The 14,951-nt window shown below is 69.4% G+C and carries 14 protein-coding genes; 6 read left to right on the forward strand and 8 right to left on the reverse strand.

From position 1 onward, the window contains the following. The first annotated feature begins 8 nt into the window (after positions 1-8). Positions 9-1,070, forward strand: a complete 1,062-nt coding sequence (locus OG205_RS20895) for an ATP-dependent DNA ligase (protein WP_330277916.1) — start codon at positions 9-11, stop codon at positions 1,068-1,070. Here the strand turns inward: OG205_RS20895 and OG205_RS20900 are convergent. Then, positions 1,067-1,936, reverse strand: coding sequence for an EamA family transporter (locus tag OG205_RS20900; protein ID WP_330277917.1), 870 nt, complete (start codon positions 1,934-1,936; stop codon positions 1,067-1,069). The two genes, OG205_RS20895 and OG205_RS20900, sit on opposite strands and share 4 nt — an antisense overlap. A 181-nt stretch (positions 1,937-2,117) precedes the next feature. Between OG205_RS20900 and OG205_RS20905 the strand changes: the two genes are divergently transcribed. Continuing rightward, a complete protein-coding gene (locus OG205_RS20905; protein ID WP_330277918.1) occupies positions 2,118-3,620 on the forward strand; it encodes an alpha/beta hydrolase in 1,503 nt (500 codons plus the stop codon). A gap of 6 nt (positions 3,621-3,626) precedes the next feature. Here the strand turns inward: OG205_RS20905 and OG205_RS20910 are convergent, their stop codons facing one another. The 6 genes from OG205_RS20910 to OG205_RS20935 all read right to left on the reverse strand — a co-directional run bounded on the left by OG205_RS20910 (position 3,627) and on the right by OG205_RS20935 (position 9,388). Further along, positions 3,627-3,827 (reverse strand): hypothetical protein, encoded by a 201-nt coding sequence (locus OG205_RS20910; RefSeq protein WP_330277919.1) that lies wholly within the window; start codon positions 3,825-3,827, stop codon positions 3,627-3,629. A gap of 309 nt (positions 3,828-4,136) precedes the next feature. Continuing rightward, positions 4,137-4,826: a DUF6319 family protein gene (locus OG205_RS20915; RefSeq protein ID WP_330277920.1), complete on the reverse strand. Its 690-nt coding sequence runs from the start codon at positions 4,824-4,826 to the stop codon at positions 4,137-4,139. A 209-nt stretch (positions 4,827-5,035) separates the two neighbouring features. Next, entirely contained in the window at positions 5,036-5,245 is a 210-nt protein-coding gene (locus OG205_RS20920; protein WP_330277921.1) for a hypothetical protein, read from the reverse strand. A 77-nt stretch (positions 5,246-5,322) separates the two neighbouring features. Then, entirely contained in the window at positions 5,323-7,746 is a 2,424-nt protein-coding gene (locus tag OG205_RS20925) for an NACHT domain-containing protein (protein WP_330277922.1), read from the reverse strand. A gap of 31 nt (positions 7,747-7,777) precedes the next feature. Further along, the gene (gene ligD / locus OG205_RS20930; protein WP_330277923.1) at positions 7,778-8,779 is read right to left on the reverse strand and encodes a non-homologous end-joining DNA ligase; all 1,002 of its coding nucleotides are present in this window, start codon (positions 8,777-8,779) and stop codon (positions 7,778-7,780) included. A gap of 9 nt (positions 8,780-8,788) precedes the next feature. After that, positions 8,789-9,388 carry a TetR/AcrR family transcriptional regulator gene (locus OG205_RS20935; RefSeq protein ID WP_093605222.1) on the reverse strand — a complete coding sequence of 200 codons (600 nt, stop codon included), beginning with the start codon at positions 9,386-9,388 and terminating at the stop codon, positions 8,789-8,791. Between the two features lie 40 nt (positions 9,389-9,428). Between OG205_RS20935 and OG205_RS20940 the strand changes: the two genes are divergently transcribed. The 4 genes from OG205_RS20940 to OG205_RS20955 are packed head-to-tail and all read left to right on the forward strand — an operon-like array spanning position 9,429 to position 13,056. Continuing rightward, positions 9,429-10,574, forward strand: a complete 1,146-nt coding sequence (locus OG205_RS20940) for an acyl-CoA dehydrogenase family protein (protein ID WP_330277924.1) — start codon at positions 9,429-9,431, stop codon at positions 10,572-10,574. 10 nt (positions 10,575-10,584) lie between these two features. Then, entirely contained in the window at positions 10,585-11,754 is a 1,170-nt protein-coding gene (locus OG205_RS20945; RefSeq protein WP_330277925.1) for an acyl-CoA dehydrogenase family protein, read from the forward strand. Continuing rightward, positions 11,754-12,476 carry a MaoC/PaaZ C-terminal domain-containing protein gene (locus OG205_RS20950; protein ID WP_330277926.1) on the forward strand — a complete coding sequence of 241 codons (723 nt, stop codon included), beginning with the start codon at positions 11,754-11,756 and terminating at the stop codon, positions 12,474-12,476. The genes OG205_RS20945 and OG205_RS20950 overlap by 1 nt, the downstream gene beginning before the upstream one ends. A 19-nt stretch (positions 12,477-12,495) precedes the next feature. Beyond that, a complete protein-coding gene (locus tag OG205_RS20955; RefSeq protein WP_330277927.1) occupies positions 12,496-13,056 on the forward strand; it encodes a helix-turn-helix transcriptional regulator in 561 nt (186 codons plus the stop codon). Here OG205_RS20955 and OG205_RS20960 read toward each other — a convergent pair. Continuing rightward, the gene (locus OG205_RS20960) at positions 13,053-14,852 is read right to left on the reverse strand and encodes a helix-turn-helix transcriptional regulator (RefSeq protein ID WP_330277928.1); all 1,800 of its coding nucleotides are present in this window, start codon (positions 14,850-14,852) and stop codon (positions 13,053-13,055) included. The genes OG205_RS20955 and OG205_RS20960 overlap by 4 nt on opposite strands. Between the last annotated feature and the right edge of the window lie 99 nt (positions 14,853-14,951).

A 14,951-nucleotide genomic window follows, 5' to 3' on the forward strand; every position in this document is an offset into this window, starting at 1 on the left:
ATGTGCCCGTGGACCTACCGCTGACGCCACCTCTGCAGCCGATGCTCGCCACCGCGGTGGACGGGATCCCGGACGACGCGAACCTGTTCTTCGAACCGAAGTGGGACGGGTTCCGCTGCGTGGTGTTCCGCTCCGGCGACGAGGTGCTGCTGCAGTCGCGCAGCGGAAAGCCGCTCAACCGCTACTTCCCCGAGGTCGTCGCCTCGATGCTCGACGTGCTGCCCGACAAGGTGGTCGTCGACGGCGAGCTGGTCGTCGCGAAGAACGACGAGCTGGACTTCGACGCGTTGTCCGAGCGCATCCACCCGGCGGCCTCGAGGGTGACGATGCTGTCGGAGGCGACGCCGGCCACGTTCGTCGCGTTCGACCTGCTGGCGCTGGGGTCCGAGGTGCTGCTGGAGCAGCCGACGATCGCGCGGCGCGAGTCGTTGCTGAAGCTGCCGGGGTTGAACGTGACTCCCGCGACCACGTCCGTCGAGACGGCGCGGCAGTGGTTCACGCTGTTCGAGGGCGCGGGGCTGGACGGCGTGATGGGCAAGCCGTCGGACGGCCCGTACACGCCGGGCAAGCGTTCGATGATCAAGGTGAAGCACGCGCGCACCGCCGACGTCGTGCTCGCGGGCCTGCGCTGGCACAAGGACACCGAGCCCGGCACTGCGGTCGGCTCGCTGCTGCTCGGCGTCTACGACTCGAACGACCTGCTGCACCACATCGGCGTCTGCGGTTCGTTCAAGGCGGCCGAACGTCGTGAGCTGGCCGGCGAGCTGGCACCGTTGATCACCTCGGGTGACCATCCGTGGGCGAATCCCGTTCCCGGCCAGCGGATCCCCGGCGAGATCAACCGGTGGCGCGGCAAGCAGGCCGAGTACGTGGCGCTGCGGCCCGAGCGGGTGCTGGAGATCCACTACACCCAGACCGAGGGCGAGCAGCCCGTGCGGCTGCGGCACAACGGCCAGTTCGCGCGGTGGCGCCCGGACCGCGAGCCGCTGTCGTGCCGCTACGACCAGCTGGAGATCCCGGCCCGTTACGACGTGGCGTCGGTGCTGAAGGGCGAGCTCCGGGCTCGTTAGACGTCGGGCTTGGCCGATCTCGTCGCACCGACCGACGCGATCACGACACAGCCGACGGCGACCCACTGCACCAGTGCGAGGTGTTCCCCGAGCAGCAGCAGGCCCGCGACCGCGGCCACCGCCGGTTCCAGCGACATCAGGATCCCGAACACGCGCGGCGGCATGCGGCGCAACGCCTCCAGCTCCAGCGAGTACGGGACGACCGACGACATCAGCGCGACCACGATCGCCGCCGCCAGCACCACCGGGTCGAGCATCGCGGTGCCCGCCGAGCCGATGCCGAACGGCAGCGCGATCACCGTGCCGACCACCATCGCGAGCGCGAGGCCCTTGCCGTCGTTCGTCTGGCTGCCGAGCTTGGCCGTCACCAGGATGTACGCCGCCCAGCACGCTCCCGCGGCCAACGCGAACAGCACGCCCGTCCACAACAGACCGCCCTGCACGCGCGTGAGCAGCACAACACCCGTGCCCGCCAACAACACCCACACGCCGTCGAGCCAGCGCCGTGAGCCGGCGACCGCCACCGCGAGCGGCCCGAGGAACTCGATCGTGACGGCCGCGCCGAGCGGGATGCGGGCCAGCGCCGCGTAGAAGCAGAGGTTCATCACGGCGAGCACGGCGCCGTAGGTGACGACCGTGACGAGCGTTCTGCGGTCGAGCCTGAGCGACGGACGCCAGATCGCGACCAGCACCAGCGCGGCCATGAGCAGCCGCAACGTGACCATGCCCGCCGCGCCCGCCACCGTGAACAGCTGCTTCGCGAACGCCGCGCCGACCTGCACGCTGACGATGCCCAGCAGCACGAGCGCCGTCGGCGGGATGCCGCCCACGAGGCGAGCCACGGGGAGCCGATCGGCGTGATCCATGTCCCCCATCCTGACTCACCGCGTCCATTCCCGAACGGGACGAGCCTGGAAGGTGAGTCAGGGCGCAAAGGACGCGCCCTGACTCACCTTCAATTCACCTGTGGCGTGCGAGGCTCGCCTTCCCGGAGTGTGAACGAGAGTGAGGGAATCTGTGCGTGGCGCTGCCTTGGCCCTACTGGCAGTGAGCGTGCTGACGGCGTGCAGCGCGGGTCCCTCGAGCCGGCCGGTGATCGCGGTCAAGGGCGAGGAGAACCAGCCCGTCGACCAGAGCGCGCTCGCCGGGCCGCAGCCTGTACCCCCGCTCGGCGAGTACAAGAAGGACTCGCTGCAGTGGTCGCCGTGCAACGAGCAGATGAAGGACCGCTTCGGCGCGGACGCTCCCCAAGGCGAGCAGACCTACGAGTGCGCGCGCATGACCGTCGTGCTCGACCCGCCGGGACGCCCCGGACGCGGTCAGCTCGGCATCGCACTGACGCGCGTCGGCACGGGCAAGAGCGCGCTGGTCGTCGTCAACGACCCCGGCGGCGAGCCCGGCACGCTGAAGGCCGCGCGGCTCGCGGCGGCGTTGCCCAAGGACATCCTCAGCACGTACACGATCATCGGCGTGGACCGGCGAGGCACGGGCCGTTCGGACGGCATGTCGTGCGTACCGCAGGCCACGCGCGCCCAGCTCGTCGAGTACGACCCAGCCGAGACCGAGCAGTCGAACCTCGTGGTCGCCGCGGGCGAGGCCTCGCAGGAGTGCGTCCTCGACCTGGAAGGCAGGCTGACCGCGTTCGACTCGTGGCGCGCGGCCGCCGACCTCGAACGCCTCCGCGACTTCCTGGGCACCGACCGCCTCAACGCCATCGGCCTCGGCGAGGGCTCCCGCGTCATCACGACCTACGCCCAGCGCTACCCGAACCGCATCGGCCGCACCGTCCTCGACGGCGCCCCGGACCCGACGCTCGACCAGGTGGGCGTCCTAGAGTCACGTGCCGTCGCGGCCGAGGCGACGTTCGACGCGTTCGCCCGCGACTGCAAGACCCGCGGCTGCGCTCTCGCGAACCCGCGCGAGGACGTGCAGGCGCTCCTGACGCAGCTGCGTTCCGGACGCGTGCGCGGCGACTACGTCGACCTGACCCCGGGCTCGGCCCTGAACGCGATCGCCGCGGGTCTGGCCGATCGCGGGCGATGGCCTGCTCTGGCCGACGCACTGGTGAAGGCCCGCGCCGGCGACAGCACGGGCCTGTTCGCCCTGCTCGACCCGCTGGTGAACGACCTGGACGAGAACCCGCCGCGCTTCGACGCGGGCCTGATCATCGGCTGCAACGACACCGCCACCCGCATCCCGCCGGACCGCGTGAAGGCCCTCACGGCCGACTGGCAGTCGAAGCACGCGATGTTCGGCGCCCTGTTCGCCCGGCAGCTGCTGCACTGCAACCCGTTCCCGCCGCCCAAGGCCGAGAAGGTCGACGCCCTGAAGAGCGCGCCGCCGATCGTGGTCCTGAGCACGGCCAACGACCTCTCCACGCCCGCGCCGGGTACCGAGCACACAGCGCAGCGGTTGCCGGGGTCGTCGTTGATCGGGTGGCAGGGCAGCGGACATGGCGCTCTGACCCTGTCGGGGTGCGCGACCACGGCCGTCCGGGACTACCTGATCGACGCGAAGGTGCCGTCGAACGGGACCGTCTGCCCGCCGTGATCGGTTTCAGTCATCCACGACCAGCGTGATGAGCACTCCATGGCCCCAGTAATGGATGGCGTGCGAAGTCACCCTGCCTCGTCCGATCGCCTGCGCGATGGCCGGGTGAGTTCTCGCGAGTGACGCGGGATCGAGGTCGATGACACCCGGAGCCTCGGGCGTCCCTCTGAAGTCGTAGGTGTTCCAGTGAACGATCTTCTGAGCCATGCGGTCTACGTCGGCGGAACCGTGCCGTGGGTTACCCCGGACGTGACGCGGGGAGCCTTTCGCGTGACCACGACGCGATGAAGGCTCCCCCGCCCGAATCTTGTGTCAGCAGCTCGAACAGCAGCCGCAGCCGGGACCCGTGCACCCGGAACAGCACCCACACGTACCCATCAGGGCCTCCCCGTACTCCAAGCCGGACCTGCGCGGGACCTCCGCGCATCCCACGGTCCGCCCCGGTACAAGCCCTGGGAACCCCTCTCACCCGAACGCGTGGCGACAACCACCGGGGAGTCGCAGCCCGTGATGGCGCTATGCGCCCAGGTCGTCCAGAGCCTTCTGGGCTGCCTCCAGTTCGGCGCGCAGTTGCTCCACGCGGGCGAGCTGCTGAGCACGCGCCGCGTTCAGCACGCCCTCGACGATCTCGGCGACCTCGGGCGTGAGCAGCTTCGCGGCCTGGGCCACGGAGGCGGGCGGCACCGGCGTCGGCCGGACCGTCTTGCGGGTGCCCTGCAGCACCTCCACGGTCCACTCGCCCTCGCCCACCGACACCAGCGTGACGGTGACCTCGGGGACGGCGTTCTTCGCGGACGGCTTGCGCGCGGCAGGCTTCGCGGGCGCCTGCTCGACGGGAGCGGGTGCGGGTTTCGGCTTGGGGGCCGCGGGTTTCACCGGCGCCTCCGGAACGTAGGGGTGAATGATCTCAGTGTGGCGCGGCGGCTCCGCGGGCGCAGGGGGCGGGGTCGCCGGCTTCTTGCGCGGCGGGGGCTTCTCCAGCGTCAGCTCGGCCGGGGAGAACGACATCTCGTCCTTCGAACCCGTGGGCCGGACCTGGATGAAATCGCCCTCCGGAGGATCGGTGACGGCCAGCAGCTTCGCCGACCTGCCCTCCTCCATGCCCACCGCGGCCGCCGTGAACCACACCATCGGCACGGTGCCTTCGTCCAACTGCGAGCGCAGGCTGTCGACGTCCTCCGCCGACAGCCCGCTCTTCTTCGCCATCGCGCTGCCTCCCCAACCATTCGAACACCTGTGCCCAAAGCATGCCCTACACCCCTGACATTTCTGAGCACCGGGTCGACTGCAAGATCATCAGGGGTTCCCGCCACCGGTGACGTTCGCGCCACTGACGTGCCCGAGACCGAGTCGCGTGTTCCAGTACACGATCGGGTCATCGACGGGTGCGTGAGAGCGCTCTCACGGCAGCTTGCTCAGGCTTCTTCGCCTTCACCGGCGCGCAGCCGGTACTCACATCCGTACTCGACCGCGTACTCGAGGTCGTAGACGTGCACGATCTTGGGACCGCCGTGCAGGTGCACGTACGTCACGGTCTGCTTCGGGTCCTCCGGCGTGGACGGCAGCGAGTCGACCCTGCCGTCGAGGGGACCGCCGACGTACCGCACGACATAAGGCTGGGACATCACGACCTCCTCTCGCGTTTCGTCCATTCTACGAGGTCGCCGACTAGATCCGTCTCCGATACAGCCGGTTGGCGCACTCACCGATCGGGATCGACCAGCGCCACTTCCCCGCGCCCCCACCGCTCCAGCAGTTCACGAAACGATCGCGCCTCGTCGGGCAGATCGCAGCGCGCGACCAGGAGGCGACCGAGATCCGGGCTGGGATCGGACGATGCCGCTTCGACCAGCGCGGTGAACGCGAGAAACGCGGGTGCCTTCGACGCGGGGAAACCACGCACGTTCAGCCGGCGCAACTCCTCGACTACCACCCGCAGGACCGAAGCGGGGATCGGCAGCACCGCCTCCCAGTAGACCAGCAAGTGCAGGAACACCAAGCTGTCCAGCCCGCCATCACGGATCGCCTTGACCGCGGGACCTGGCACGTACCCGTCCACACCCGGTAGCCGGGCGTACAGCAAGGCCGCGTGGCCGTGCGCCCGCGCGAACATCATCGGGTGCTCGATCCCGTGCCGCACTTCGCCCAGCGCCACCTCGTACGCGACAGAAGGTACGCGGACCACCATCCCGGCACCTAGCCTGAGATCGCCGCCGGGTGCGCTTCTGGCCAGCACCGCACGCGCGACGCTGGCGGTGCGCGTCCGCTTCACCCGCCGCACCGCTTTGAGCGCGTCGAACAGAATCTGGTCCCCGGTCCGCCCCAGGAGTTCGAACGCCTGCTCCAGCAGGGCTTCGGTCGTGGCCCGGCGAAGCCTGTTGTGCTCCAGGAAGGTCACGCAGAAGGTGATGACCGCGAGTTCGTCCTTCGCGTTCTCGAGAAGCAACCGGACACAGGTGTCACCTCCGTCCGCGCGGTGCACGTCGTAAAGCTGCAAGGCGATCTGAGGAACCACCAGGCTTCTGCCGGAGACGATCATCGGCAGCAGGCACTCGACGATGTCCTCCGCGGTCTCCCGAGTGCGCAGCACGTAGCAGGCCGTGTAGTACTCCATGAACGTCCGATGCGTGAAGCCGAACCGCCGCTCGCCCTCCGGGGACGTGTCGACCTGGGTCAGCACCCAGGCCCGCTCGGCGCAGTAGTCCAAGAACTCCCGGGCCTGCTGGTGATACGACTGCACGCCCTCTTCCTCGCGCTCGCTCAGGTGCGCGACCACCAGGCGTTCCAATGTCTTCTCGCCTTCATCACCCTGCCCGCCGAGGCCGAAGAAGAAGTGCTGCGCCAACTCCTGCACCAGGAACTTCGCGAGCTTCACCGACCGGATCACCGACGGCACCTGGCTCACGGCGTCCCACCGCACCAGCATCAGCTCGGAACACTCGCGGTAGACGTCAGCGGTGTTCTCCGGGATGTAGCCCTCGCTCTGATAAAGCATGCACAGCAACGAAAGTATCAACGGGTTGGACCTCAGGTCGGCCAGATGCCCGCTGTCCCGCAGGAACGCCTCCGCCCGGCCCGCCGCGTACACGAGGGCGAACCAGGTGCGGACGTAGTGCCCGACCTGGTCGGGGTCGAAGTCGGGCAACCGGTACACCGGGAAGGTCGTGTCCTCGAGCCTCGCCGCCGGATAACTCTCCTGGCGGCACGTCACCACGATGCGCGCCAACGGAAAGCGCGCGGCGAACGCCTCGATCGCGGCCACCGCCGAGCGCCGCGCCTGGATGTCGCCGACCTCGTCGAGTCCGTCGAAGACCACCAGCGCCTCGCCCGCGTCCAGCAGGTCCGCGACGTGCCGCCGCGGCACCACGCGCTGGGTCAGCGGCCGCAGTTCCCCGGAGATGATCGTGACGAAGTCCTCCGCGAGTTTCTGGTGTTGCTTGAGCTGCACCAGCAGCGGCACGAGCGGCGCGCGGTGCAGCAACCGCCGGATGAAGGTGCTCTTGCCGGCACCGGGGTTCCCGACCACGACGAACCGGCGGTCGCCCACCTCGTCCTCGCCGACCGAACCACGCCCGAGCCGCAGCCTGCGGCGCACGTAGATCTGGTCGACCGGAAAGCGGAAGTCCGCCTTCGAGTGCGGCATGACCATGCGGTCGTGGGCACGTGCCATCGCCGTACGGATCACCTCGCCCGTGGCGCGCGACTCGGTACGCCGGCCCATGTCGACGGCAAGAGCGAGGCGTTCGGCGATCGGGCGTTCGGGGCCGGTCACCTTGATCCGGATCCGGTCGCGGACGTCCAGGACGCGGAACGGCGCGTTCTGCTCGATCACACCCCACAACGAAGCCGCGAAGTCGGCGGACTCCGGAGTCTCAAGGTGGACCGCGCGCTGGAACTCGCGGCGGAACGCCTCGGCCAGTTCGGCACGTTCCGCGGCCTGCTGGAACGCGCCCTGTTCGGTGTGTTCGAGCTGGCAGAGGAGCTCCAGCAGGGAGGCGCAGTCGGGGCCGCCCAGGTAGTCCGAGATGCGGCGCCGCACCAGTGCGGACATCGGCACGGACGAGTTCCGCACCCACGCGAGAGCGGTCTCGGCCAGGTCTGCCACGACGGTCGCGATCGCTGTCACGCAGACAGGATCGGCTCGGAACGGTGGGCTGTTACTCCTGCTTGCGGGCGCGGGAAGGCTGCACCCGCAACGGTTCTCCCGGCATCTTCGGGTAGTCCGGCGGATAGGGCATCTCCCCGCGCGGATCGGCCGCGTACCACTCCAGCAGCGTCTCGATCCCGAACGCCTCCGAGTCCAGTGAGGCGTGGAGATCGCCCCGCTCCTCCAGGTACTTCGGCACGGTCAGCACGTCGAAGTCATCAGGGTCCACAGTGGACAGTTCTTCCCACAGGACCGGCGTGGACACGGTCGCGCGAGGAGTGCCCCGCACCGACCAGGCAGAGGCGATCGTGCGGTCGCGGGCGGCCTGGTTGAAGTCGATGAAGACGCGCTCACCGCGTTCTTCCTTCCACCAGGCCGAAGTCGCCAGCGTCGGCGCCCGCTTCTCCACCTCGCGTGCCAGGGCGATCACGGCGTGCCGGACGTCGATGAAGTCCCACTCCGGCCGGATCCGCACGGCGACGTGGATGCCGCGTCCGCCGGAGGTCTTCGGGTAGCCGGTCAGGCCGGCGTCGGCGAGCACCTCGCGCAGCACCAGTGCGACGCGGGCGGCGTCGGAGAAGTCGGTGCCCGGTTGCGGGTCCAGGTCGATGCGCAGCTCGTCCGGGTGGTCGACGTCGGCGCGCCGCACCGGCCACGGGTGGAAGTCGAACGTGCCGAGGTTCGCGGCCCAGACGATCACGGCTTCGGAGGTCGGGCAGATCTCGTCGGCCGGGCGGCCGGACGGGAACTTCACCTGCACGGTCTCGACGTAGTCGGGAGCGCCCTTGGGCACGCGCTTCTGGTAGAACGCCTCGCCTTCGACGCCGTCCACGTAGCGCTTCAGGACCACCGGGCGGTCGCGCAGCACCGACAGCAGCACGGGTGCGACGGTGCGGTAGTACTCGACCACCTGCCGCTTGGTGATGCCCCGCGCGGGGAAGTACGGCTTGTCCGGGTTGGACACCCGCACCAGCTGGTCACCGACCTCGAGCTCGATCGCCTTGGAAGCCACGCCAGAACACTAAAGGCCGCGCACGAACGCCGCGAGCGCCAGCTCGAAGCTGTCGCGGTCCAGTTCCCGCGCCACGCCCGGCAGCAGGTGGGCGCGGTCGAGGTGGGGATAGCGGTCGGTGTAGTCGGCGGGGTCGGCGGAGAAGCCGCTGGAGAACGAGCTCAGCGCGGAGCCGAACACGATGTACATCAGGCCAGCGGCGATCATCGTGGCCTCGCGGCGTGACCAGCCGGCGTCGACCAACGCACCGTGCAGCAGGTCGAGGCGCTGGAGCGACTCCTCACGACCGGCCGGGCCGTACGCGAGAAAAGGAACGATGTTCGGGTGCGACGACAAAGCCGCACGGTACGAGCGCGCGCACCGGATCAGGCCCTCGCGCCAGTCGACCTCGAAACCGGACACGTCGACCGTCGACAGGATCGACGACGCGATGTCGTTCAGCAGCTGGTCCTTCGTGCGGACGTGCCCGTACAGCGACGCGGCCTGCACTCCCAGCTCGGCGGCGAGCTTGCGCATGGACAGGCCGTCGAGGCCGTCGCGGTCGATGATGGCCAGAGCCACCGACCTGATGCGATCGGGGCTCAGCAGAGGGGTGCTCGGCCGGGGCATGTGAGTTAACCTAACACTGTTCGGTTAGTCGGGAGGGCCTGTGGATCTAACGCTTTCGAACGAACACCGGCAGCTCAGGGAGCTGGCCCGGCGGTTCACCGACGAACGCATCGTCCCGCACGCCACGCGCTGGGACCGCGACGAGGCGATCGACAGGGACCTGGTCCCGGCACTCGGCGAGGTCGGGTTCCTCGGGCTCGGCATCGACGAGGACTACGGCGGAAGTGGCGGCGACAACCTCGCCTACTGCCTGGTGCTCGAAGAGATCGCCCGCGGCGACAGCGCGGTCAGGGGGATCATCTCCGTCTCGCTCGGGCTGGTCGCGAAGTCGATCGCCAAACACGGCACGGAGGAGCAGAGACAGCGCTGGTTGCCAGGCCTCACCGCGGGCACGCAGCTCGGCTGCTTCGCCCTCACCGAACCCGGCACCGGCAGCGACGCGGGCAACCTGACGACCAAAGCCACGAAGACGGAGAACGGCTACCGGATCAACGGCCGCAAGGTCTTCATCACCAACGGCACGTGGGCCGACGTCGCGCTCGTGTTCGCCCGCACCGGAGGCCCAGGCCCGAAGGGCATCTCGGCGTTCCTCGTGCCCACGGACACCGAAGGCTTCGTGGCCACCGAGATCAAGGGCAAGCTCGGCATGCGCGGCCAGGCCACCGCCGAGATCACCCTCGACGACGTCGAGGTGCCCGACGACGCCCTGCTCAGCGACGAGGGCTTCAAACTCGCGATGGGCTCGCTCGACAAGGGCCGCATGTCCGTCGCGGCGGGCTGCGTCGGCGCCGCGCGAGGTGCCCTCGAAGCCGCGCTGAAGTACGCCAAGGAGCGCGAGCAGTTCGGCAAGCCCATCGCGGGCTTCCAGCTCGTCCAGGAACTGCTCGCGGACATGGCCGTGGAGACCGACGCCGCCAGGCTCCTGACGTGGCGCGTCGCCGACCTGGCCGACCGGGGCGAACCGTTCGGCACCGAGGCGAGCATGGCGAAGCTCTACGCCAGCGAAGCCGCGGTCAGGGTCGCCAACAACGCCATCCAGGTCTTCGGCGGCTACGGCTACATCGACGAGTACCCGGTGGGCAAGTACCTGCGGGACACCCGTGTCACCACCCTCTACGAGGGCACCAGCCAGATCCAGAAACTGCTCATCGGCCGGGCGCTGACCGGCATCAACGCGTTCGTCTGAAAGGAAAGCAATGGACTTCACGCTCGACGAGGAGCAGAAGGAGATCCGCGACTGGGTGCGGACCTTCGTGCGCAAGGAGATCATCCCGCTGGAGCCCGAGGTGCTGCGCCGCGAACGCGCGGGCCAGCCGGGGCTGCCGAAGGAGGAGCTCAAGGCGCTGCAGGACAAGGCCAAGCAGGCCGGGTTCTTCGGCGTCCTCACGCCGCAGGAGTACGGCGGCATGGGCCTGGGCGCGGTGATGACCGCGCTCCTCGAAGCCGAACTGGGCCGGAGCTTCGTCCCGTTCCGCTTCGGCGGCTACGCGGACAACATCCTGTTCCACGGCAACGAGGAGCAGAAGCAGCGCTACCTGCTGCCGACGATCTCCGGCGAACGCGTCTCGTGCTTCGCGATCACCGAGCCCGGCGCCGGCAGTGACGCCAAGGCCATCCGCACGTCCGCCGTCAGGGACGGCGACGAGTGGGTCATCAACGGCGAGAAGACGTTCATCACGCAGGGCAACGAGGCCGACTTCGTGATGGTGTTCGCGGTGACGGACAAGGAGAAGGGCGCCGACGGCGGCGTCACCTGCTTCCTCGTCGACCGCGACATGGGCTGGAAGTCCGAACCCATCCCGACCATGGGCCAGTGGGGTCCCGCGGCGCTGGTGTTCGACAACGTCCGCGTGCCGCACGAGAACATCCTCGGCGAGGAGGGCAAGGGCTTCAACCTCGCGATGCAGTGGATCGGCCAGGGCCGCTACCTGCTGCCCGCCCGCGCGCTCGGCAGCGTCGAGCGGCTGGTCGAGATGGCGATCGACCAGGCCAAGAACCGCGTCACGTTCGGCCAGCCCATCGCCGAGTACCAGGCCATCCAGTGGATGATCGCCGACTCCGCGGTCGAGATCGAGGCGCTGCGCTGGCTCGTGCTGCACGCCGCGTGGCTCGTCGACCAGAAGCAGGACTCGCGGCAGGCGCAGTCGATCGCGAAGCTCTACGGCGGCATCAAGGCCAACGAGATCGTCGACCGCGTCCTGCAGATCCACGGCGGCATGGGCTACACCCGCGAACTGCCGATCGAGCGCTGGTACCGCGAACTGCGGCTGCTGCGCATCTACGAGGGCACCGACGAGATCCAGCGCCGCACGATCGCCCGCAACCTGCTCAAGGGCCACGCGAACATCCGGGGCACACTGGGGTAATGCTTCAACGAGACATCCTCGGCGTCGTCGAACGACAGGTCCGCACCTGGTCGGCCGGCGACGCCGAGGTGTACGCGGCGGCAGCCGGTGGCTACTCCCCCGCGTTCGCCATCCCGTTGTTGCAGCACGGCGGCCCGCAGCTCGGGCTGACAGGCGCCGACATGACCCAGGTCCTGCACGCCGAGCAGTCGTTGTGGCTGCACGGCAAGCTCCCCGAGCACGGCTCCACAGTCGTCACCAAGACCGTCACGAACATCTACGACAAGGGATCGGGCGCTCTCGTCGTCAGCACGTGGGAGTCCGAGTACGCGACAACGCGGTCGTCGTGCTTCATCAAGGGCGAAGGCGGTTTCGGCGGCGAGCGTGGCGAGAAGCGCGAGTTCACCGTCCCCGAGAAGCGCCACGAGATCAGCTTCTTCCAGACGACGGAGGACCAGGCGCTGCGCTACCGCGAGACCGGCGACGTCAACCCGATGCACCACGACCCCGAGTTCGCGCGGCGGGCGGGGTTCGCGAGACCTATCCTGCACGGCCTGTGCACGCTCGGAATCACCGTGAGCGGCCTGGACTTCACCGAGCTGCACGCCCGGTTCACCGCGCCCGTGACGCCCGGCGACGAGCTCCGGATCGAGCGCTGGCCGACCGGCGAGTTCCGCACGTTCGCGAAAGATCAGCAGGTTCTCGTCGGATCGGTTCGGTTTTCCGAAGTGGACGGCCGCTGAAACTTCGCACGATCGTGTCATGAGTAGTGCCCTGGCAACCGTGGACTCCGGAATCGAACCGGTGCGCGTGGCGGTGGAGTCCCGTGACCTGATCAGCGCGGCCGGCGTGACGCACCTGTTGAAGACCACACCGCGCGTGCGGGTGGTGCAGGACCGCTCGGACGCGCACGTGCTGCTGGCCCTGGTGAACGAGCTGTGCGCGCAGCAGGCCGCACGGCTGAGGGCCTGCGGTTCCGCCAGGATCGTGGTGATCGCGGCCCGCGTGCACGACCTCACACCGTCGATCGCGGCCCAGGCCGGGCTGGCGCTTCCGTTGCGGCGAGCCGATGTCAACGCCGAACGCCTCGTCAAACTGCTCGTCGGCGGCCAGGCCGTGCAGGACCGCTCCCCGGTGCTGAACGACCGCGACCTGCAGCTGCTGAAGCTGCTGGCGGACGGCGCGACGATCGCGGAGGTCGCCGCGCGGCTGTTCTGCTCGGAACGGACCGTGAAGTACGCGCTGCACCAACTGCTCGAACGGTTCGGGCTGCGCAACCGGGTGCACGCGGTGGCGTGGGCGCTGCGCTCGGGCCTGCTCTAGGCGGGAAAGACTGCGGAGAGCTGCACTCGCCTGCTGATCCCGACCTTGCGGTAGACGCGGGTCAGGTGCAGCTCGACCGCCCGTTGCGTGACGCCGAACCGCGCGGCGATCGCCCGGTTCGTCTCTCCTTCCAGCGCCAGCAGGACAATTCGGGACTCGTGCGGCGTCAGCTTGTCCCACGCCGCCCCGCGCGCCGGCCGGTGCCGTGGTTCCGCCAGCGCCGCCCGCGCCTGGTCCGCGAGTTCGGCGGCTCCCGCCCGTTCGGCGTCGGCCAGGGCGGCCCGGGCGGCTCCGAGAGCGAGATGCATGCGGGCGCGCTCGCGCAGCAGCAAGACGCACGCCCAGGCCGGTGGCAACGCCCCCGTGTAACCGAGCCGCACCAACATCTCCCGCGCCTCACTCGGACGTCCAGCGTCCACACAGGACGCCACGAACGCCGTCGCGCCCAACGCCACACAGCCGCGCAACGGTGACGCCTGAGCGAGTTCGCGCATCAGCCGGGAGACTTCGGCGTGATCGCCGTTGGCCCGATGCGCCCACATCTCCAGCGCCGCCAGCCAGTCCCGTTCCGCCCCGACGAGCCGAACCCGCAGCTGTGGCGCGAGTTCCAGCACCACCTGTTCGGAACCCTGCCGCAGCAAGCCGAGTCCGGCGAGAGCGAGCGACGGAACAACGAGCGGGCCACTCTCCGGAAGATCACGCAGCGCCTGTTCGGGATCTTCCGGAACGACCGGGTCGCCGCCGAGCAGGTCCTCGTCGCACTGCCAGTCGAGCACCACCGCGTCGAACCAGTCCCCGGCGGCGACCCGCTGCCGGGCGAGCTCACCGGCCCGGGGCGCGATCCCGCACCGCAGATGAAGATCCGCCATCGCCACGGCCACCTCCGCCGCGACCTCGCCGGTCAGCGGCTCGCGCAGTGCAGCGCGCAGACACCTCGCCGCCTGTTCCGGCCTTCCAGCCGCCCGGTGCAGGCGAGCCGCGCCGTGCAGCACCGGCGCCGTCCACCCCGCCCCGACGGGTTCCGCGCACGCCACCACGTGCTCAGCGATCACGACCGGTGAATCACACCGCCGCTGCAGGACCTGAGCGGCCGCGAGGTGCAGGCGTTCGCGCTCCTCGGGCACCATCTCGTGCCGGATCGCGTGGCTCAGCGCAGGCGTCTGGACGCGCATCGGTTCGTCGACGGCCATGCGCGCGTCGACAAGCCGTTCGAACGCGGCGAGCGTGCGGAACGAGCCCATTCCGGCGACCTCGCACAGCACGTCCAGCGACGTGCTCCCGAGCACCGCAAGCGCTCGCGCGACCGCTACCGCGTCGGCGTCCAGCGCCTGCCGGCTGCGACGCACGGCTCGCAGCAGCCGCGGCACTCGCAAAACAGGGAACATCACGCGCAAAGCAGAGACTGAAACGTCCGTTACAACCTCTAACACATCGCTCAGCACTCCCGGCGCGCCACCGCTGTACTCCAGGCACAGCGCGGCCAGTTCCGGCGAGACCTCGACGTCGAACCGCCGCCGGATCATTTCCGCCACGGCCTCGGCGCCGATCGGCCGCAACGGCACCCGCACGGCGTCGAAAACCGACAAATCGTCCGGATCGCAGTCGCCCGCGAGCAGCACCGCGCCCCGAAAACGCGCCAGCCGGTCGGCCTCTTCCTCACTCAGGCGCTCGACGTCGTCCACCACCAGCACCGTGTGGCTGTCGACCCCGCTCAACGCCCGCAAACCGCGAACCGGCCGCAACCCGCTGCGCAACGCGATTGACGACGCAACGGACAACAATGCACTTTTACCCATACCAGTTGCACCATGCACAACGCACGATCGGGCGCCACCGCTCAGCGCGTCCGTCAACAGGGAGATCTCCCGCTCACGGCCCACGAGCAGGCCACCCGC

The organism is Lentzea sp. NBC_00516, from assembly GCF_036346835.1.
Taxonomy (GTDB): Bacteria; Actinomycetota; Actinomycetes; order Mycobacteriales; family Pseudonocardiaceae; genus Lentzea; species Lentzea sokolovensis.